At 71.2% G+C, this 20,250-nt stretch carries 19 protein-coding genes; 10 read left to right on the forward strand and 9 right to left on the reverse strand.

The annotated features are described in order from the left end of the window. Positions 1-148: 148 nt before the first annotated feature. Positions 149-1,030 carry a carbon-nitrogen hydrolase family protein gene (locus BG418_RS24320; RefSeq protein ID WP_188276104.1) on the reverse strand — a complete coding sequence of 294 codons (882 nt, stop codon included), beginning with the start codon at positions 1,028-1,030 and terminating at the stop codon, positions 149-151. A gap of 77 nt (positions 1,031-1,107) precedes the next feature. Then, the gene (locus tag BG418_RS24325; protein ID WP_188276105.1) at positions 1,108-1,554 is read right to left on the reverse strand and encodes a MarR family winged helix-turn-helix transcriptional regulator; all 447 of its coding nucleotides are present in this window, start codon (positions 1,552-1,554) and stop codon (positions 1,108-1,110) included. A gap of 147 nt (positions 1,555-1,701) precedes the next feature. On the opposite strand from BG418_RS24325, the gene BG418_RS24330 reads away from it, so the two are divergent. From BG418_RS24330 to BG418_RS24340, 3 genes are all read left to right on the forward strand, one after another. Next, positions 1,702-2,697 (forward strand): superoxide dismutase, encoded by a 996-nt coding sequence (locus BG418_RS24330; protein WP_317453744.1) that lies wholly within the window; start codon positions 1,702-1,704, stop codon positions 2,695-2,697. 39 nt (positions 2,698-2,736) lie between these two features. Continuing rightward, on the forward strand, positions 2,737-3,318 hold the full coding sequence (locus BG418_RS24335; protein WP_188276558.1) for a Uma2 family endonuclease: 582 nt from the start codon (positions 2,737-2,739) through the stop codon (positions 3,316-3,318). 162 nt (positions 3,319-3,480) lie between these two features. Then, positions 3,481-3,954: a hypothetical protein gene (locus BG418_RS24340; RefSeq protein WP_188276106.1), complete on the forward strand. Its 474-nt coding sequence runs from the start codon at positions 3,481-3,483 to the stop codon at positions 3,952-3,954. A gap of 64 nt (positions 3,955-4,018) precedes the next feature. On the opposite strand, the gene ychF is transcribed toward BG418_RS24340, so the two are convergent. Further along, positions 4,019-5,107, reverse strand: coding sequence for a redox-regulated ATPase YchF (ychF, locus tag BG418_RS24345; protein ID WP_188276107.1), 1,089 nt, complete (start codon positions 5,105-5,107; stop codon positions 4,019-4,021). A 261-nt stretch (positions 5,108-5,368) separates the two neighbouring features. On the opposite strand from ychF, the gene BG418_RS24350 reads away from it, so the two are divergent. Next, a complete protein-coding gene (locus BG418_RS24350; RefSeq protein ID WP_399000077.1) occupies positions 5,369-5,965 on the forward strand; it encodes a DUF6542 domain-containing protein in 597 nt (198 codons plus the stop codon). A 72-nt stretch (positions 5,966-6,037) separates the two neighbouring features. On the opposite strand, the gene ppgK is transcribed toward BG418_RS24350, so the two are convergent. Both ppgK and BG418_RS24360 read right to left on the reverse strand, forming a co-directional pair. After that, positions 6,038-6,778: a polyphosphate--glucose phosphotransferase gene (gene ppgK / locus BG418_RS24355; protein ID WP_188276108.1), complete on the reverse strand. Its 741-nt coding sequence runs from the start codon at positions 6,776-6,778 to the stop codon at positions 6,038-6,040. 77 nt (positions 6,779-6,855) lie between these two features. Beyond that, a complete protein-coding gene (locus tag BG418_RS24360; RefSeq protein ID WP_188276109.1) occupies positions 6,856-7,845 on the reverse strand; it encodes a 4-hydroxy-3-methylbut-2-enyl diphosphate reductase in 990 nt (329 codons plus the stop codon). 123 nt (positions 7,846-7,968) lie between these two features. Here BG418_RS24360 and BG418_RS24365 point away from each other — a divergent pair, with 123 nt between their 5' ends. The 4 genes from BG418_RS24365 to BG418_RS24380 all read left to right on the forward strand — a co-directional run bounded on the left by BG418_RS24365 (position 7,969) and on the right by BG418_RS24380 (position 12,080). Continuing rightward, a complete protein-coding gene (locus BG418_RS24365) occupies positions 7,969-9,336 on the forward strand; it encodes an APC family permease (RefSeq protein WP_188276110.1) in 1,368 nt (455 codons plus the stop codon). 165 nt (positions 9,337-9,501) lie between these two features. Then, positions 9,502-10,716: an exodeoxyribonuclease VII large subunit gene (gene xseA, locus BG418_RS24370; RefSeq protein ID WP_188276111.1), complete on the forward strand. Its 1,215-nt coding sequence runs from the start codon at positions 9,502-9,504 to the stop codon at positions 10,714-10,716. Between the two features lie 10 nt (positions 10,717-10,726). Further along, positions 10,727-10,978 (forward strand): exodeoxyribonuclease VII small subunit, encoded by a 252-nt coding sequence (locus BG418_RS24375; RefSeq protein ID WP_188276112.1) that lies wholly within the window; start codon positions 10,727-10,729, stop codon positions 10,976-10,978. Positions 10,979-11,489: 511 nt separating this feature from the next. Then, complete coding sequence (locus BG418_RS24380; RefSeq protein WP_188276113.1) at positions 11,490-12,080, forward strand: malonic semialdehyde reductase; 591 nt, start codon at positions 11,490-11,492, stop codon at positions 12,078-12,080. Between the two features lie 75 nt (positions 12,081-12,155). Here the strand turns inward: BG418_RS24380 and BG418_RS24385 are convergent, their stop codons facing one another. Further along, on the reverse strand, positions 12,156-12,692 hold the full coding sequence (locus BG418_RS24385; RefSeq protein ID WP_188276114.1) for a DUF4245 domain-containing protein: 537 nt from the start codon (positions 12,690-12,692) through the stop codon (positions 12,156-12,158). 125 nt (positions 12,693-12,817) lie between these two features. On the opposite strand from BG418_RS24385, the gene glpX reads away from it, so the two are divergent. Then, entirely contained in the window at positions 12,818-13,849 is a 1,032-nt protein-coding gene (glpX, locus tag BG418_RS24390; RefSeq protein WP_188276115.1) for a class II fructose-bisphosphatase, read from the forward strand. Positions 13,850-13,915: 66 nt separating this feature from the next. On the opposite strand, the gene BG418_RS24395 is transcribed toward glpX, so the two are convergent. Further along, positions 13,916-14,272 carry a WhiB family transcriptional regulator gene (locus BG418_RS24395; protein ID WP_188276116.1) on the reverse strand — a complete coding sequence of 119 codons (357 nt, stop codon included), beginning with the start codon at positions 14,270-14,272 and terminating at the stop codon, positions 13,916-13,918. Positions 14,273-14,420: 148 nt separating this feature from the next. Further along, complete coding sequence (locus BG418_RS24400) at positions 14,421-15,113, reverse strand: DUF1707 domain-containing protein (protein WP_188276117.1); 693 nt, start codon at positions 15,111-15,113, stop codon at positions 14,421-14,423. 217 nt (positions 15,114-15,330) lie between these two features. On the opposite strand from BG418_RS24400, the gene BG418_RS24405 reads away from it, so the two are divergent. Further along, on the forward strand, positions 15,331-17,001 hold the full coding sequence (locus tag BG418_RS24405; RefSeq protein WP_188276118.1) for a fumarate hydratase: 1,671 nt from the start codon (positions 15,331-15,333) through the stop codon (positions 16,999-17,001). A gap of 596 nt (positions 17,002-17,597) precedes the next feature. Here the strand turns inward: BG418_RS24405 and BG418_RS24410 are convergent. Next, the gene (locus BG418_RS24410; RefSeq protein ID WP_188276119.1) at positions 17,598-20,198 is read right to left on the reverse strand and encodes a GNAT family N-acetyltransferase; all 2,601 of its coding nucleotides are present in this window, start codon (positions 20,196-20,198) and stop codon (positions 17,598-17,600) included. Between the last annotated feature and the right edge of the window lie 52 nt (positions 20,199-20,250).

Consider the following 20,250-nt stretch of genomic DNA (forward strand, 5'->3'; position numbering starts at 1 on the left):
TGGGTCGTTTGGCTGCGGACCGTAGGGGCTGATCGCGCAGTTCCCCGCGCCCCTGACTACCTAGGGGCGCGGGGAACTGCGCGAGCAACCCAGCACGATCCGCAGGCAAACAGGGTCCGGGGCGCAGCCCCACCCACCCCCGGAGGGTTTAGGGAAGGGGTGGGGTGGGGGCCACCGGCCGTACCGGGGTCGCCGCCCGTACCGACACCCTCGGCTCGCCCCCCGTCTCCCGCAAATCCCGCAGCATCGGCTCGGCCTCCCGCGCGGAGCGCAACGCGGCCGGGTCGAGGTCGGCGTACACGATCTCCTCGTCCGTGGGGCCCGCCTCGGTCACGACACGGCCGTCCGGGCCCCACACCGCGCTGCTGCCGCAGGTCGTCCAGTCGCCGGTGCGGCCGATGTGGTTGGCGAGGACCGCGTACACCGTGTTGTCGAAGGCCCGCGCGGGGAACCAGATCCGCGACTCGTGGTACCCGTTGCCGACGCTGAACAGCGCGCCCACCACGTACGCGTGGCAGCCGTCCAGAGCCGCCGCGCGCGCGTGCTCGGGGAACCCGGAGTCGTAACAGATCCCCAACCCGAGCCGCCACTCGCCCACTTCGAGGGTGCACCCGGCCCGGCCGTGCCGGTAGACGGCCTGCTCGGACTTGAACAGCGTCTGCTTGTCGTAGCGGGCGCGAACCCCGCTCCCGTCGATGACCAGCGCCGATACGTACAGCTCACCGCCGTCGTACACCGCCGCGCCGACGACCGCGACCACGCCGCTCTCCCGGCAGGCGTCCACGATCACCCCGAGCCGGGGGTCCCCGGCCCCGTTCACGGCGCACCGCTCGGGCTCGGCCCGGATGAGCTCGGGCTCGTACCCGCTCAGGAACTTCTCGGCGAGCACGACGACTTGCGCCCCACCGGCCCCGGCGGCCCGTACGAGCCGGGCGGCAGTGGCGGCGTTGGCGCCGACGTCACCGGCGACAACGTGCGCCTGAGCTGCGGCGATACGGAGGGGACGGGAGGGTATCGGGAAGTCGATCACGGATCTCGACCCTACCCCGGGGTGATCGCTTCCAGAAGGGCATCAGGATCCGGTCCACCCCTTCCACAGGTACGGCGTCAGGCTCCGGGACGCTCCCGCTCCAGCAGGGAGACGCACCGCCCGAGCAGCCCGATGAGCGCGTCCCGCTCCTCGTCCGTGAACTCGGCGGCCAGCGCCCGCTCCACCCGCACGGCCCGACCATCGGCGTCGGCCATGACCGCGCGGCCCTCGTCGGTGAGCCGGGTCTCCAGAACGTTGCGGTGCCACTCGTGCGGGGTGCGCACGATCAGCCCGCGCTCCTGGAGGTTCTTCAGGACCGTGTTCATCGTGGGCGGCGTGACCCCGCACAGGCGCGCGAGGGCCGCGGCCGAGATGCCCGGGCTCTCCGCGAGATGGAGCAGCGCCGCGTACTGCGGCACGGTCAGGCCCGTCGGCTTGAGCACGGCGGCCTTCGTCGCGATGAGGGCCTGTTCGGCCCGCTTGAGGTGGGAGCCGAGGCGCTCGGAGGCGGGCAGGGACGTCATCTCCGGATGATATCGACCGAACAGAAGCAAAGCATTCATTCAAAGATAACGATGTTGACGAGCATTAGAGCTCTAACCTAGATTCGTCCTCAAGCGGGGCCAGCCCGCCCACCCGCACCACCTCGGCCACACCCGAAAGGCATCGCCGTGTCCCGTACGCTCCTGCGCCGCTCCCTGATCGCCGCCGCCGCGGCAGCCCTCGTAGCGATCCCGTCGCAGGCATCAGCCCACACGCACCACCCCACCACTGGCATCTCCACGGCGTACGAACTCCCCGGCGACCACGCGTACCCGGAGGGGATCGCGGCCGACCCCCGCACCGGGGACGTCTACGTCGGCTCGTACACGACAGGCGCCGTCTACAAGGCCACCCCCGGACACCGCGCCGCCCAGGTCTTCCTGCCCTCGGGCACGGACGGCCGCAAGACGGCCAACGGGCTGAAGGTCGACCGGGTCGGACGGCTGTGGGTCATCGACTCGACGACCGGAGTCGCGGTCTACGACGTCCACAACCGCACGCTCCTGGCCCGCTTCGACGTGCCCACCGGCACGACGCGCTTCCTCAACGACCTGGCGATCGGGCCGGACGGCACGGCGTACGTGACGGACAGCCTGCGCCCGGTGATCTACCGCATCACCCCCGCGCAGCTGACCGACGCGGCGGCACACGGCGGCCGCGCCGCACTGGCCGACCACTACGACCTGAGCGCCGCGGTCCCGTCGCACCCCGCCGGCTCGTTCACCCTCAACGGCATCGCGGCGGACCCGTCCGGCCGCTACCTCCTCGCGGTCGACATGACCGGCGGCGGTCTCTACCGCGTGGACATCGCCTCGGGCACGACCAGCAAGGTGGCCCTGACCGGCGGAGACCTGGTGAACGGCGACGGCCTCGACCTCACCGGCCACACCCTGCGCGCCGCCCAGAACAAGTCGAACACCCTCACCCGCTGGCACGTCTCCCCCGACGGCACATCGGCCCGCCTGGAACGCCACGTAACCGACACGTCCCTCCAGATCCCCACCACCCTGATCCACGTCCAGGGCCGCACGCTGGTGGTCCGCTCCCAGTTCGACAAGGGCGGCCCGATGGGCCCGGGAACGCCGGAGACTCCGTTCACGGTGGCGTATGTGAAGGGCATCTGACCCGCGTCGGCCAGGGTCAGTCGCTACGGTGAAAGCATGATGACCGCACTGCCCGACTGGATGCGCCCACCGCGCGCGGAAGGCTGGTTCGCGGAGGACCTGGACCGCCTCCCCGAGGCACCACGCCACACCGAGCTGATCGATGGAGCACTTGTCTTCATGATGTCGCCCCAGCGGTGGTGGCACGGCCACCTCGTCACCATGCTCACCGTCGCACTGATGGAGCAGGCACCTCCCGACTCCCGAGTCAGCCGCGAAATGACCATCAAGCTCGATCCGCGCAACCGGCCTGAGCCAGATCTACTGGTGACCACTGCCGACTTCGACGGCGACCGCACCTGGTTCTCACCGGAAGAAGTTCGACTCGTCGTCGAGGTCGTCTCCCCGGAGTCCGCCCACCGGGACCGTACGGTCAAGCTCCGCAAGTACGCGGAAGCCGGCATCCCGCACTACTGGTGCATCGAGGACGAGGACGGAGCGCCCGTCGTCCACGTCTACGAGCTGGACGAACCGACCCGCACCTACGTGCCCGTCGGCATCTGCCGAGGCTCGCTCCAACGCCCGGTGCCCTTCGAGATCAGTCTCGACCTGGAGAAGCTGACTCCGCCCCGGCACACCTGACAGGCCGTACCGCCACGCGGCAGGGGCCGGACCCGAGCGGTTCCGGCCCCCAACTCGCCCACGCACCCGCCTGGTTATCCCTTTGGGCCCCTGCAATACGATCTCCAGTACGAATGCCGAGGCGCATGAGCGTCGGCGCGTGCGAGAGAGAAGGTGCCAGGCGTGAAACTGCTTCCCATCAATGTGGGCCCCCTCAATCCCACCGTGCCCGACCTCCTCATCGGCCTGGTGCTGTTCGCGTTCTGCTTCTGGATGCTGGCGGGGGTGCTGCTGCCGCGCGTGAAGCAGGTGCAGGAGGAGCGCGAGGCCCTCACGGCGGGCCGCTCCGAGGAGGCCGAGGCCATCCTCGCGGAGGCCGCGGCGATCCGCGCCCAGTACGAGTCCGAACTCGCCGCCGCCCGCCACGACGCGGCCCGCATCCGCCAGCAGGCCCACGAGGAAGGCACGGCGGCAATAGTGTCCGCGCGCGCCGAGGCCATCCGCGAACGCGACGAGATCGTGGCCGCAGGCACCGCGACCATCGCCACGGCCCGCGCATCGGCCGAATCCGAACTGCGCCCGTACGTCGACGTCATGGCCCTGGAACTGGCGGGCCGAATCCTCGGCGAGCCGGTCACGGCTCCGGCCGGCCGCTGATTTCCTGTTACGACAACGGGGTCGGCCTGAATCCCTCAGGCCGACCCCGTTTTGGCGTGCGCGACTAGACGTTGAAGCGGAACTCCACCACGTCCCCGTCCTGCATCACATACTCCTTGCCTTCCATCCGCGCCTTGCCCTTGGCGCGGGCCTCGGCCACCGAGCCCGTTTCGATCAGGTCGTGGAAGGAGATGACCTCCGCCTTGATGAAGCCCTTCTGGAAGTCGGTGTGGATGACACCGGCCGCCTCGGGGGCCGTGGCGCCCTTCTTGATGGTCCAGGCGCGGGCTTCCTTGGGGCCGGCCGTCAGGTAGGTCTGCAGGCCCAGGGTGTCGAAGCCGACGCGGGCGAGGGTGGCCAGGCCCGGCTCCTCGGCGCCGACGGACTGGAGGAGCTCCAGGGCGTCCTCCTCGTCGAGCTCGGCGAGGTCCTGCTCCAGCTTGGCGTTGAGGAAGATCGCCTCGGCCGGGGCGACCAGCGCGCGCTGGTCGGCCTTGAAGGCGTCGTCGGTCAGCTCGTCCTCGTCGACGTTGAAGACGTACAGGAACGGCTTCGTGGTGAGGAGGTGGAGGTCGTGCAGGAGCTCCGACTTCTCCGTGCCCTGGACGATGCCCTGCGAGAACAGGGTGTCGCCCTTCTCCAGGATCTCCTTGGCCGCCTCGACCGCCGCCACCTTCGGGACGACGTCCTTCTTGATCCGAGACTCCTTCTGGAGGCGCGGCAGGACCTTCTCGATGGTCTGGAGGTCGGCGAGGATCAGCTCGGTGTTGATCGTCTCGATGTCGTCCTTCGGGGACACCTTGCCGTCGACGTGGACGACGTTCTCGTCCTTGAAGGCGCGGATGACCTGGCAGATCGCGTCCGACTCGCGGATGTTCGCGAGGAACTTGTTGCCCAGGCCCTCGCCCTCGCTGGCGCCGCGCACGATGCCGGCGATGTCGACGAAGTCGACCGTGGCGGGCAGCTGGCGCTGCGAGGCGAAGACCTCGGCCAGCTTGCCCAGGCGGGCGTCCGGGACGCCGACGACGCCGACGTTCGGCTCGATGGTGGCGAACGGGTAGTTGGCCGCCAGCACGTCGTTCTTGGTCAGGGCGTTGAACAGGGTCGACTTGCCGACATTCGGCAGACCGACGATTCCGATCGTGAGCGACACGTTGGCGACTTCCCGGTACGAGGGTGGTGGTCCGTCCGCCCCCGGGCCGGGGGCCGACGCCCCCGCGAATGGGGGCCGACTCACCAGTTTACGGGCGCGCCGTGCCGTCAGCGACGGCCCTCACCGCGTCCGCGTCCGGGCGGCACCCGGGGCTCCCATTACCGCCCCCAGGGGCGGTTTCACGTCGAACGCAACGCCAACCTCACCCAAAGGGCGTGTCCCACGGGTGGTTACTCCCCCCTGTCGACCTACGTTGGTCCGGTGGAGCACTACAGGACGCAGACCCCGCAGCCCGGACAGCGAGCCCGCACGGCCGGTGGGCCGTCGGGACGTACGCCCGGAGGCGCGCCCGGACGTACGCCCCGGCGCGCACCGCTGGGGCCGCAGGCCGCCGGGGAGGCGGCCGCCGTGTACCGGGTGGCGGCCCGGCCCGCCCCGCCGTTCGTGCTCGCCCTGCGCCGGCTCCCCCAGCCCCGGCTCACCAGCCTCGGCGGCGGGCTCTTCGCCGCTGCTGTCATGTTCCTGGTCGGCTGTCTGGACTGGCTGATCTTCGACGGCTCGGCGGCCGTGTACGGCGTGCTGTTCCTGCCGGTCAGCGCCGTCACCGCGCTCTGGGTGCGCCCCGCCGACCTGGTCAGCGCGCCCATCAGCGTCCCGATCGCCTTCGCCTTCGGCATCGTCCCCATCGCGGACGGCGCCGGGGGCCTCGGCGGCCAGGCCATGGCCGTCGTCACCGCCCTCGCTCTGCACGCCGGCTGGCTTTACGGCGGCACGCTGGTAGCGGGTGTGATCGCGAGCGTACGGAAGCTACGGCTGATGGGGCGGCGCCGGCCGCGGCCCACCGCGCCCCGGCGGTAGGCCCCAGGAGCGACCTCGGTCGGCGGGCCCCGGGCGGTGGCCGGGCATCACGCGATGCCCGGCCGCGCCGACCTACCGCCGCCCCGCCGTCATCGCCGCCCCCACGATCCCCGCGTTGTTCTGCAGTTCCGCCGGGACCATCTCCGCGCGGATGCCCTCGATCAGGGGCAGGAACTTCTCGGCCTTGCGGCTCACGCCGCCGCCGATGATGAAGAGCTCCGGGGAGAAGAGCATCTCGACGTGGGCCAGGTACTTCTGGACGCGGTGGGCCCAGTGGGGCCAGGTCAGGTCCTCGTCCTCCTTGGCCTTGGTCGACGCGCGCTTCTCCGCGTCGTGGCCGTGCAGTTCGAGATGGCCGAGCTCGGTGTTGGGGACCAGGCGGCCGTCGACGAAGAGCGCGCTGCCGATGCCCGTGCCGAACGTCAGCAGGATCACTGTGCCCTTGCGGCCCCGGCCCGCGCCGAAGTTCATCTCGGCCACGCCCGCCGCGTCCGCGTCGTTCATGACGGTCACCGGCAGGCCGCCCAGGCGGGCGCCGAGCAGCCGTGCCCCGTCCACGCCTATCCACGCGGCGTCCACGTTGGCCGCCGTCCGGATCGTATTGCCCGTGACGACACCCGGGAACGTGATGCCGATCGGGCCCGACCAGCCGAAATGGCTGACGACCTCCGCGACCTTGCCCGCCACGCCCTCCGGCGTCGCGGGCTGCGGGGTCAGGACCTTGTACCGCTCCTGGGCCAGGTCTCCGCGCTCCAGGTCCACGGGAGCGCCCTTGATCCCGGACCCGCCGATGTCCACTCCGAACACGTTCATGGACACCACGTTACGGGTGGGCACTGACAGTCACCTGGAGAACGGCTCGCGCACCCCGTACGCGCACCGCCGGCCGCCTACTCCCCCGACAGCTCCGCCGCCTCCGCGCGCAGATCGCGGCGCAGCTCCTTCGGCAGCGAGAACGTGATCGACTCCTCCGCCGCCTTGACGATCTCGACGTCCTCGAAGCCTCGCTGGGCGAGCCATTCCAGTACGCCCTCGACCAGGACCTCGGGGACGGACGCGCCGGACGTCAGACCGACCGTGCTCACGCCCTCCAGCCACGCCTCGTCGATCTCCTCGGCGAAGTCCACCAGGTGGGCGTCGCGCGCGCCCGCGCCGAGGGCGACCTCGACCAGGCGTACCGAGTTCGAGGAGTTCTTGGAGCCGACGACGATGACCAGGTCCGCGTCCGCGCCCATCTGCTTCACCGCCGTCTGGCGGTTCTGCGTGGCGTAGCAGATGTCGTCGCTCGGCGGCGAGATCAGCAGCGGGAACTTCTGCTTCAGCGCGTCGACCGTCTCCATGGTCTCGTCGACCGAGAGCGTCGTCTGGGAGAGCCAGACGACCTTCGACTCGTCGCGGACCTCGACGTTGGCGACGTCCTCGGGGCCGTCGACCAGCGTGATGTGGTCGGGGGCCTCGCCGGAGGTGCCGATGACCTCCTCGTGGCCCTCGTGGCCGATCAGCAGGATGTCGTAGTCCTCGTTGGCGAACCGCACGGCCTCCTTGTGGACCTTGGTCACCAGGGGGCAGGTCGCGTCGATGGTGGCCAGCTTCCGCTCGGCCGCCTCCGCGTGCACGGTCGGCGCCACGCCGTGCGCCGAGAACATCACGATGGAGCCCTCGGGGACCTCCGCCGTCGCGTCGACGAAGATCGCGCCCTTCCGCTCCAGGGTCTGCACGACGTACTTGTTGTGGACGATCTCGTGCCGGACGTAGATCGGCGACCCGTACTGCTCCAGGGCCTTCTCGACGGCGATCACGGCGCGGTCGACACCCGCGCAGTAGCCACGGGGCGCGGCGAGCAGGACACGGCGGGCAGGCGTAGCAGTCATGCGGTCCATGGTACGGCCGGGCTGCGACAGCCCCGGGTACGCCCGCCCCGCCGCGTCCCACGCGCGCGTGGAGCGCGACACCCGTGGCCCGCCCGGCGGGCCAAAGATCGTCCGGGCCATGAGACTGGCCGCATGAGTGTGCACAGCGCCGAGGAGAGCGAGGAGCCTGCGGAGGCCGGTGAGCTGCGGCGGAGCCTGGGCTTCCGTGACCTGGTCGTGTACGGGCTGCTGTTCATCGCCCCCATGGCGCCCGTCGGGATCTTCGGCACGCTGGATGCCAAGTCGCACGGCGCCGTGGCGCTTGTCTATCTGGTGGCGACCGCCGCGATGGCGTTCACCGCTCTGAGTTACGCGCAGATGGTGCGGGTAGCCCCGCAGGCGGGTTCTGTCTTCGCCTACGCGCGCGCGGGCCTCGGCGAAGGCGCCGGGTTCATCGCCGGATGGATGGCGATGCTCGACTATCTGCTGATCCCGGCGGTCGCGTACCTCTTCTCGGGGATCGCCATGAACTCCCTGGTCCCCTCGGTCTCCCGGTGGGTGTGGACCGCCCTTGCCGTGGTGATCACCACGGCGCTCAATCTCTGGGGCGTACGGGCGGCCGCGCGCGTGGGGTTCGCGGTGCTCGCGATGGAGATCGGCGTGCTGCTCGTCTTCCTGGTCTCGGCGGTGGTCGTACTCGTACGGGACGGGACGCAGCGCGACTGGCTGTCGCCGCTGACCGGGGACGCCGGGTTCTCGCTGTCGGCGGTGCTCAGCGCGGTCTCGGTGGCGGTGCTCTCGTATCTCGGCTTCGACGCGATCGCCGCCTTCGCGGAGGAGGTCACCGGGGGTTCCGACAAGGTCGCGCGCGCGGTGCTGTTCTGTCTGGCGCTCGCGGGCGTGCTGTTCGTGGCGCAGACGTATCTGGCGGCGCTCCTGGAGCCGGTGCCGTCGGCGCGGCTGGCCGCCGAGCCGGCCCAGCAGGGCTCGGCCTTCTACGACACGGTCCAGGCGTCCATGGGCACCTGGCTGCACGATCTGGTGGCGGCGAGCAAGGCGATCGGGGCGGCGTTCGCGGCGCTGGCCGGGCAGGCGGCGGCCGGGCGGCTGGTCTTCGCGATGGCCCGCGAGCGGCGGCTGCCGAAGCTCCTGTCGCGGACCCAGTCGGGCGTACCGCGCGCGGCGCTGCTCGGCGCGGCCGTGGTGACGCTGGTGGCGGCGGTATGGGCGGCCCGGCGCGACGACGGCATGGACAAGCTGGTCTCGGTGGTCGACATGGGCGCCCTGACCGCGTTCCTGCTGCTGCACGCGTCGGTGATCGGCTGGTACGTGGTACGGCAACGCGAGGGCGCGCCCGACTGGCTGAGGCATCTGGTGCTGCCGCTGCTCGGCGGGGCGGTGATCGTGGCGGTGATGTGGGAGGCGACGCGTACGGCGCAGGTGGTGGGGTTCGTGTGGCTGGTGCTGGGGGTGGGGGTGCTGATGGTGCAGGGGGCGGAGCGGTTCGGGCGGGCGGGGTAGGGGGTGCGGTGGCGGGCGAGTGCGCTGCGGGTGCGTCAGGGTCGCGCTGGGGGCGCCTGGGTAGCGGGCGGGTACGCCGCGCCGGGACCTGTGTCGGGGCCGGTGCCAAGGGCGCGTCGCGGGCGGGTCGGGGCCGGTGTCAGTGGGGGCCGTTAGCCTGCGTACATGGGTCTGAATACGAGTGCCGAGGCGCCGCTGCCGGTCGGTGAGGTGTCGCGCCTCATCGGCGGGTGGATCGACCGGCTGGGGGCGGTGTGGGTCGAGGGGCAGATCACCCAGCTCTCGCGGCGGCCCGGCGCGGGCGTGGTGTTCCTGACGCTGCGTGACCCGGCGCACGACATCTCGGTGTCGGTCACCTGCTACCGGCAAGTGTTCGACGCGGTGGCCGACGTCGTCGCGGAGGGCGCGCGCGTGGTGCTCCTCGCGAAGCCGGAGTGGTACGCGCCGCGTGGGCAGCTGTCGCTGCGGGCCACGGAGATACGGCCCGTGGGGATCGGCGAACTGCTCGCGCGCCTTGAGCAGTTGAAGAGGTCCCTCGCGGCGGAGGGGCTGTTCGCGCTGGACCGCAAGCGGCCGCTGCCGTTTCTGCCGCAGCTCGTCGGGCTCGTGGTGGGCCGCGCCTCGGCGGCCGAGCGGGACGTCCTGGAGAACGCGCGGCGGCGCTGGCCCGCGGTGCGGTTCGAGGTGCGGAACGTGGCGGTGCAGGGGGTGCACGCGGTGCCGCAGGTCGTGGCGGCGGTGAAGGAGCTGGACGCGCAGGCGGACGTCGACGTGATCATCGTGGCGCGGGGCGGCGGCAGTGTGGAGGATCTGCTGCCGTTCTCGGACGAGCGGGTGGTGCGGACGGTGTCCGAGTGCCGTACGCCGGTGGTGTCGGCGATCGGGCACGAGCCGGACTCGCCGCTGCTCGACCTGGTCGCGGACCTGCGGGCGTCCACGCCCACGGACGCGGCGAAGAAGGTCGTCCCCGACGTCGGGGAGGAGCTGGACCGGGTCCGGATGCTGCGGGACCGCGCGCGGCGGCACGTCGTCGGGCTCGTCGACCGGGAGGAGCGGGGGCTCGCCGGGATGCTGGCGCGGCCCTGGATGGAGCGGCCGCACCGGATGGTGGACGACCGGGCGGACGAGGTGGACGCCCTGGTCCACCGTTCGCGCCGGGTCCTCGGCCATCTGCTCGACCGGGCCGACTCGGAGCTGTCCCACACCCGCGCGCGCGTGGTCGCGCTGTCGCCGGCGGCGACGCTGGAGCGGGGGTACGCGGTGCTTCAGCGGGCGGACGGGGCGGTGGTGCGGTCGCCGTCGGAGGTCGCCGGGGGCGAGGAGTTGCGGGCCAGGGTGGCCGAGGGTGGGTTCACGGTTGTCGTCGGGACGGATGCGTAGGGTGACGGGTATGGGTGCGAAGGATGTGGCCGAGCCGGGTGCGGGCGGTGCCTCAGGGGCGTCGGCGTCGTCCGAGTCGCTCGGGTACGAGCAGGCTCGGGACGAACTGATCGACGTGGTACGGCAGTTGGAGGCGGGGGGCACGACGCTGGAGGAGTCGTTGGCGCTGTGGGAGCGGGGGGAGGCGCTGGCGAAGGTGTGCGGGCGGTGGCTGGAGGGGGCGCGGGCGCGGCTGGATGCGGCGCTGGAGGTCGAGCGGTGACGTTCCCCACCCCACCCCTTCCCTGAACCCTCCGGGGGTGGGTGGGGGTGAAGGTGGCTACCCGGGGGCTGCGCCCCCGGACCCCGAGCGGGGCTGCGCCCCCTGAACCCCCTGGGAGCTCCGCCCCCTGAACCTCTCGCGGGTCCTGCGGCCCCTGCACCCCGCCCCGGAGGGCGTTCGTCTGCGGATCGTGCTGGGTTGCTCGCGCAGTTCCCCGCGCCCCTAACTACCCAGGGGCGCGGGGAACTGCGCGACCAGCCCCCACCGGCCCGCACCTGAACACGCACCTCGGGGTCCGGGGGCGCAGCCCCCGGGCGACCACCCACCCACCCCCGGAGGGTTTAGGGAACGGGCAGGGTGGGGGCCAACCCTGGCTGGAAACCGACCCCCCTTGTGAACCCCATCACCCGACCCCCCATTTAGTTGAAAGTTAACCTAACTCCGTCGTACCGTGGCGACACCGCTTGATCCCCCGCAAGCGGACCCCGTAAGTCCGGAAGGTACGTACGCAATGTCTCTCGCCCTTGACCCCACCGCCCAGGACCTCCTCTTCCGTGAGGCCCGTACCGCCAACACGTTCACCGACGAGCCGGTGACCGAGGAGCAGGTCCAGGCGATCTACGACCTGGTCAAGTACGGGCCGACCGCCTTCAACCAGACGCCGCTGCGGATCGTCCTGGTGCGGTCGGCCGAGGCCCGGGAGCGGCTCGTGGCGCAGATGGCCGAGGGCAACCAGGCCAAGACCGCCGCCGCCCCGCTGGTCGCGATCCTCGCCGCGGACAACGAGTTCCACGAGGAGCTGCCGAAGCTCTTCCCGCACTTCCCGCAGGCCAAGGACGTGTTCTTCAGCGAGCGCCCGGTCCGTGAGAGCGCCGCCGGTCTGAACGCCGCCATGCAGGCCGCCTACTTCATCGTCGGCGTCCGCGCCGCCGGGCTCGCCGCCGGCCCGATGACCGGGTTCGACGCCGCCGGCGTCCAGAAGGAGTTCCTGGACGGCGACCACACCCCGCTGATGGTCGTCAACATCGGCAAGCCGGGCGAGGGCGCCTCGTTCCCGCGCAGCCCCCGCCTCGCCTTCGACGAGGTCGTCACCACCGTCTGAGCCCCACAGCAACGCCGAAAGGCCGCCGCACCGATCCCACCGGTGCGGCGGCCTTTCGCCGTCTGGACTGCGCCTTTACGACTTCTTCAGTTCCAGCGCCGCCGCCACCTTCTCCAGCTGCGCGAACGGCGCCGTGCCGGTCACCACCGTCGTGGAGCCCTTGTCCTCGCGTACGAGCGCGTGGTACTTCGGGCCGTCCCAGCGGCGCCAGGTCGCTCCCGCGATCTGCTGGGTGTGGTCCGTCTTCGTCGCCTGCTTGGCGACCGACCCCACGAACTTGTCGCGGTCCGGCGCCGAGGACTGCTCGATCCCCACGTACTGGGTGTCGGGGTCGAGGAAGCCCAGGTGCCAGGCGTTGTTGTCCTTGCCGTCGAAGGTGACCGAGGTCGCCTTCCACTTGGCCTGGTCGGGGAGCCCCACCGGTGCCGCCACCGGGTACGGCGCGGCGCGCCGGGCCGTCAGGAGTTCGACGCGGTAGTCGATCGCCTTGACGTTCGGGTCCTTGTTCTCGTCGTGCGGGACGAACATGTAGATCACAGCCACGGCGATACCGATCACCGCCAACGACTGCAGCATGTTCCGCACACTCTGCTTGCCACGCGTTCCTGCCACGCACCCATGGTCTCAGGTCATGTCGCTGCTCATACGTGGCCCCCTCTGCTCATTTTGTCGACGTACCGATAGAGTCGGGGCACCCTCTTTTCCCCGGCCGTCGCCGTACAGAAAGGTGCGCTCCGATGACCGAGCACAACCTGCCGCCCCAGCTTGAGGTCTCGCCCGAGGCTCCCGACCGCAACCTCGCCCTGGAGCTGGTCCGGGTCACCGAGGCCGCCGCCATGGCCGCGGGCCGGTGGGTCGGTCGCGGCGACAAGCTCGGCGCGGACGGCGCCGCGGTCAACGCCATGCGCACCCTCGTCTCCACCGTCTCCATGAACGGCGTCGTCGTCATCGGGGAAGGCGAGAAGGACGAAGCTCCCATGCTCTACAACGGGGAGCGCATCGGTGACGGCACCGGCCCCGAGGTCGACATCGCGGTCGACCCGATCGACGGCACCACGCTCAACGCCAAGGGCATGCCCAACGCGATCGCCGTCCTGGCCGCCGCCGACCGCGGCACCATGTTCGACCCCTCGGCCGTCTTCTACATGGACAAGCTCGTCACCGGCCCCGAGGCCGCCGACTTCGTCGACATCAACGCCCCCGTCTCGGTGAACATCCGCCGCGTCGCCAAGGCCAAGAACTCCGCACCCGAGGACGTCACGGTCGTCATCCTCGACCGCCCCCGCCACGAGGGCATCGTCAAGGAGATCCGCGAGACCGGCGCACGCATCAAGTTCATCACCGACGGCGACGTCGCCGGTTCGATCATGGCCGTCCGCGAGGGCACCGGCGTCGACCTGCTCATGGGCATCGGCGGCACCCCCGAAGGCATCATCTCCGCCTGCGCCATCAAGTGCCTCGGCGGCACCATCCAGGGCAAACTGTGGCCCAAGGACGAGGCCGAGAAGCAGCGCGCCCTCGACGCCGGCCACGACCTGGACCGCGTGCTCAGCACCAACGACCTGGTCTCCGGCGAGAACGTCTTCTTCGTCGCCACCGGCATCACCGACGGCGAACTGCTGCGCGGCGTGCGCTACCGCGGCGAGACCGCGACCACGCAGTCGCTCGTCATGCGCTCCAAGTCCGGCACCATCCGCCAGATCGACTCCACCCACCGCCTCTCGAAGCTGCGCGCCTACAGCCAGATCGACTTCGACCGCGCGAAGTAGCGAGCACGTACTACGTACGTGAAGGGGCGCCCCCGTTGTGCGGACGGGGGCGCCCCTTCACGTACGTCAGGCGGCCGACGCGGCCTTCTTGAGCTCCACCTCGCGCCGGCGCCGCCGGGCCAGCACCACACGCCGCTCCGCCGCCGTCAGGCCGCCCCACACCCCGTACGGCTCGGGCATGAGCAGGGCGTGCTCGCGGCACTCCACCATCACGGGGCAGCGCGCGCAGACGCGCTTGGCCGCCTCCTCGCGCGACAGCCGGGCGGCCGTCGGCTCCTTCGAAGGGGCGAAGAAAAGTCCCGCCTCGTCCCGGCGACAGACCGCCTCCGTGTGCCACGGGCCCGCGCCGTCCTCCCGTACTGGGCCGCGCTGCGGCGGTACGGCGGCGGCGACCTGCAGGGACTGATGCGGCGGATGCAGCACGGCCAACTCCTGACGACGGCTGACGACGGCTTCGCGAGCGAGCGACGATGCGACAGTCCCTACCCGCTGTGCGCGCGCCTATGCACTGAGTTCCCTTGGCGGAACTCCGATCGTGCGCCGGTGTCCAAAAGTGTGCGGTTGCGATGGGTCAGGAGTCGAGGCGTTTGCGCAGGCGGTCGTGGAGGTCGGCGATCCGCTTGCCGCGCTTGGGCTTGGCCTCGATGTTGCCGAATACCGAGTACCCGTTCACGACCACGACCGGCGCCTCGGGATGCTCGGCCTCCAGCGTGTCCACTTCGAAATTCCCGAAGACGTTGGTGCCGCTGCCGCGCAGCGTCAGGTTCTCCGGCACCCGGACCTCGATGTTGCCGAAGATCGAGGTCGCGTTGATGACGGAGAGACGCTGCTCGAAGTACGCCTCGGTGAGGTCGATCTCGACGCTGCCGAAGAGCGCGAACGCGTTGGTCCGGCGCCCGATGCGCCAGCGGCCCTTGCGGGTCGAGCTGGAGAAGACCGCCACCAGGTTCTCGGCGGCGACGGGCCCCGCGGCCTCGTCCTCGGCGCGTGCGGTCGCGTACGAGGGGTGCGCGGCCGGGGCGGCGAAGCGGGGCGCGCCGTCGGCGGCCGCGGGCAGGTCCCGTACCAGCGGCTCCAGTTCGCTCATGGTCTTCGCGCGGTACACACCGTCGACGCGCTCCGCGTGCTCCTCCGCGTCGAGCCGCCCCTCGGCCAGGGCCTCGCGCAGGATGTCGGCGACCCGGTCCCGGTCGGCGTCGGAGGCCCGCAGGGCCCCGGCGGTCGGCGCGGGCTGCGGCGGCTGGGCGTGCTTTTCGAGATCCACGGTTTCAGCGTACCGAGACGCGATAGATCGCGACTAGGGGGCGACCGGCGGATCAGGGGCGGATCAGGGGTGAACTCAGGGTCCGACCAGGGTCGCGTCAGGGATGGGCGGAACTGAGCCTTACCTCACAGAATCACCACCGCGTCGGCCGCATACGCTTGAGGGTGCTGCGCCAATGGAGGTTCAGTCGCTGTCTGCCGAGTGAGGAATGGCCGTAATGCCAGAGTTTGCGTACTCCGATCTGCTCCCCCTGGGCGAGGACGCCACCCCGTATCGCCTGGTGACCTCCGAGGGTGTCTCCACCTTCGAGGCCGACGGCCGTACGTTCCTCAAGGTCGAGCCGGAGGCGCTGCGCAAGCTCGCCGCCGAGGCGATCCACGACATCCAGCACTATCTGCGCCCGGCCCACCTGGCCCAGCTGCGCAAGATCATCGACGACCCCGAGGCGTCGAGCAACGACAAGTTCGTGGCGCTCGACCTGCTGAAGAACGCGAACATCGCGGCGGCGGGCGTGCTGCCGATGTGCCAGGACACCGGCACGGCGATCGTGATGGGCAAGCGCGGGCAGAACGTGCTGACCGAGGGCGGCGACGAACAAGCCCTCTCGCGCGGCATCTACGACGCGTACACGCAGCTCAACCTCCGCTACTCGCAGATGGCTCCGCTCACCATGTGGGAGGAGAAGAACACCGGCTCGAACCTGCCGGCGCAGATCGAGCTGTACGCGACGGACGGCGGCGCGTACAAGTTCCTCTTCATGGCGAAGGGCGGCGGCTCGGCCAACAAGTCGTTCCTGTACCAGGAGACGAAGGCCGTCCTCAACGAGGCCTCCATGATGAAGTTCCTGGAGGAGAAGATCCGCTCGCTCGGTACGGCGGCGTGCCCGCCGTACCACCTGGCGATCGTGGTCGGCGGCACCAGCGCCGAGTTCGCGCTGAAGACCGCGAAGTACGCCTCCGCGCACTACCTCGACGAGCTGCCCACCGAGGGCTCGGCGACCGGGCACGGCTTCCGTGACCAGGAGCTGGAGCAGAAGGTCTTCGAGCTGACGCAGAAGATCGGGATCGGCGCGCAGTTCGGCGGCAAGTACTTCTGCCACGACGTACGCGTGGTGCGTCTGCCCCGGCACGGCGCCTCGCTGCCCGTCGCCATCGCCGTGTCCTGCTCGGCGGACCGCCAGGCGGTCGCGAAGATCACGGCCGAGGGTGTGTTCCTGGAGGAACTGGAGAAGGACCCGGCGCGGTTCCTGCCGGAGACGACGGACGAGCACCTGTCCGCGGACTCGGACGACGTCGTACGGATCGACCTCAACCGGCCGATGGACGACATCCTCGCCGAGCTCACCAAGTACCCGGTCAAGACCCGGCTCTCGCTGACCGGCCCGCTGGTCGTGGCGCGCGACATCGCGCACGCGAAGATCAAGGAGCGGCTGGACGCGGGTGAGGAGATGCCGCAGTACCTGAAGGACCACCCGGTGTACTACGCCGGTCCCGCGAAGACTCCGGAGGGTTACGCGTCCGGCTCCTTCGGGCCGACGACGGCCGGCCGTATGGACTCGTACGTGGAGCAGTTCCAGGCGGCGGGTGGGTCCAAGGTGATGCTGGCCAAGGGGAACCGGTCGGCGCAGGTGACCAAGGCGTGCGACGCGCACGGCGGGTTCTACCTCGGCTCGATCGGTGGCCCTGCGGCCCGGCTCGCCCAGGACTGCATCAAGAAGGTCGAGGTCGTCGAGTACGAGGAGCTCGGGATGGAGGCGGTGTGGAAGATCGAGGTCGAGGACTTCCCGGCGTTCATCGTGGTCGACGACAAGGGCAACGACTTCTTCCAGGCCCCGGCTGAGCCGCCGACGTTCTTGAACATTCCGCTGCGCGGCGCGACGCAGTCCTGACGCCGGGACAGCCCCCACCCCGCCCCTTCCCTAAACCCTCCGGGGGCGGGAGGGGGCGGAGGTGTTTTCCCGGGGGCTGGGCCCCCGAACCCCCAAGCGGGGCTGCGCCCCTGCACCCCCTGGGTGCTCCGCCCCCTGGACCCCGGGCGGGCCTGCGGCCCCTGCACCCCGCTACGGGGCTCCGCCCCGGACCCTGCTGGGTGGGTGGGTTGCGCGGCTGCGCCGTTGGGGGTGGGTGGGTTACGGGGCTCGCCCCTGGGGGTGGGTGGGTTACGGGGCTCGCCCCTGGGGGTGGGTGGGTTACGGGGCTCGCCCCTGGGGGTGGGTGGGTTACGGGGCTCGCCCCTGGGGGTGGGTACGCGGGGCTGCGCCCCTGCACCCCGCTTTGGCTGCGGATCGTGCTGGGTTGCTCGCGCAGTTCCCCGCGCCCCTAAGAGGGCCCTTCGGGCCCATCAAGGAGGGCCCGAAGGGCCCCTTAAGGGGCGCGGGGAACTGCGCGACCAGCCCCCACCGGCCCGCAGCCGAAAAACGGGGTCCGGGGGCCTCGCCCCCGGGAAGTCGCCCTCCACCCACCACCCGGCCGCCCGCCCAGGGCTTTAGGGAAGGGGTGGGGTGGGGATCGAAGAACGGTCCAAGAACGCCAGTCGCGCACGCTTCTCCGGCTTCGTCACCTCCGGGCCGAGGACGAACCCCGAGCGGACCATGCGCGCGATGGACTTCTCGTTGCGGACGTCCGGCTCGACCACGAGGCGCAGATGCGCAGGGTCCTGGAACGCGTACGCCGTCAGGACCGACATCAGGACGCCCGTGAACCCGGCGCGGGGCGACGACGACGGGGCCACCAGGATGTGGACGCCCCAGTCCCCCGGCCGCACCTCGTAGCACTCCCCCACCGGATCCGCCGCAGGGTCGTACGTCTGGAACAGCCCGACCGGCTCATCGTCCAGATGCACCAGGAACGCGTGGTGCGTGGCGAGCGACGCCACGTACTCGTAGGTGGCGCGGACGTCATCCAGCGACGCGTCCCGCATGCCCCAGAACTCCGCCCGCTCCTCCGTCACCCACCCATGGACGACCTCCGCGTCCCCCGCCGGATCCAGCGGCAACACCCGTACCGTTCCGAACCCTTCGACCTTCTGCTCGTACACGCTCGCCCGCACCGCGCCCACTTCTCTCCTCAACTCGTTCCAGTCCGTCACCACGGGCGCCAACTCCCCCGCCCGCCACAGCGGAAGCTGGTCCCGCTGGTGGGGGCTCCCGGGCACCCCGGAGGCGCCCAGCGGGACCACCCACAGGCTGTTGTCGCGGTTCGCCAGGTCCCAGACGTAACGCGCCGCCGGGCCACGGGCGCTGAGGTGCGTCACGCCCGGCACGCTGCTCGTCGACAGCACGCAGTCGTGGTCGCCCGCCAACCCCGGCCACTCCTCGGTCGTGGGCAGCGCCTGCCACGGGGCCAGCCGGTGCGCCTCGCCCCACGCGGCGAACTCCTGCCCCGCCACTTCCTCCAGCGCCGAACGCACCGCCCCCACCCGGTCCAGATCCGGCAGCATCCACTCCGCCGTCAGGATCGTCTCCAGCGCGAAGGCAATGCGCGGGGTCAGCGCCAGCCACGGCAGGAACAGGTCCGGCAGGGGCGGGAGTTCGGTCAGGTCCGAGAAGGCGGGCGCCGCCGCCAGGTTGCGTACCACCGCCGCGCGGACCGTCGCGTACGCCATCGCGTCGCTCGAATCCGCCTCCATCCGGCGGTCCCAGGCCATCAGACGATTCCTCAGCCCCTCCGCCGCCGGGCTCAGGCCCGTCAGGGAGCAGAGCAACGACAGGAGCGGCGCCGCCGACTGGAGGTGCGTGTCCGTGTGGATCCGCGCCATCCCGGCCGGCGTCCAGGCCGTCTGCGTCGACAGCAACTGCCGTATACGGTCCGCCCGGTACGGCGGCGCGAACTCCACCCCGAGCGGCTCCGCCAGGCCCCGCTGGTTCGCCATCACCGCCGTCCCGGACACCTCCGCGCGCGGCATCTCCGCCCAGCCCGTCCACTCGTGACCCGGCTCCCAGGCCGGTACGACCCGTACGCGGTTGTCGCCGTGCCGCAGGGGTACGCGGCCCGCCACCCGGTGCAGTACGCCGCCCTCGGTGTCCGCCGCCTGGACGACGTTGACCGGCTCGACCCAGGCGTCCACCGCCCTGTCGATGTCGTCGGAAGTCTTCGCTCGGAGCAGCGCCGGGAGCACCGCGAAGCCCAGGTCCGCCGTCGCCCGGGGCGGGTGGCGCAGGCTGATGGCGTCCGACGCGTCGGGGCCGCCGATGATCACCGGGCCGCGTTCGGTCTCGATCACCTCGACCGTGGCCGGGGCCGCGCCCGCCACCTCGATCGTCTCCGTGTGGGCGGGTACGGGGCGCCAGCCGTCGGGGCCCAGCGCCTCCACTCCCGTATCGCCGCGGCGCAGGCGTTCGCGGTAGAGGTCCTGGTAGTCGGCCATGGCGTTGGTGATGGCCCAGGCGACCGAGCCGGTGTGGCCGAAGTGGGCGATGCCGGGGACGCCGGGCACGGCGAGGCCCACGACGTCGAACTCCGGGCAGGCCAGCCGGATCTGCTGGTAGACGCCAGGGTCCTCGATGAAGCGGTGCGGGTCGCCCGCGATGAGCGCGGCGCCGGTCGCGGTGTGCTCGCCGGTGACGAGCCAGCCGTTGGAGCCGGAGGTGCCGGGGCCGTCGGTGGCGAACAGGTCCACCGCGTCCGGGCCGAGCAGGGCCAGCGCCCGCTCGCGCCACAGCTTGGCGGGGAATCCGGCGAACAGGATGTGCGTGGAGAGCCACACGCCCAGCGGGGTCCAGGGCTCCCAGCGGCCCGGAGCGAGGCCGACAGCCGCGAACTGGCCCTCGTGGACGCTCACTTCGGCCAGTCCCGCGTTGACCCCGGCCACGTACTCCGTGACCCACTCCGCCGTCTCCGCGTCCAGCGCCTCGAAGCACCGCCGGGCGGTGTCCGCGAGCCGCGTCTGGCGGGCGAAGCGGTCCCAGCCGAGGGCGTCGGGGCCGAGGAAGGCGGCCGTGGTGCCCTGCACCCGGTGCCGTTCGACCTCGATCTGCCAGGCCCGGTCGACGGCGGTGACCCGTCCCTGTGCGTACGCCAGCTCACGGGCGTCGGCCGCCCGCAGATGCGGGACGCCCCAGGTGTCGCGATAGACCTCGGCACTCACACCCGATCCCCTCCCTGTAAGTTAGGACAGCCTAACCTAAAGGGAGGGGTCG

The sequence above is a fragment of the Streptomyces sp. CBMA152 genome (assembly GCF_014596475.1).
GTDB lineage: Bacteria > Actinomycetota > Actinomycetes > Streptomycetales > Streptomycetaceae > Streptomyces.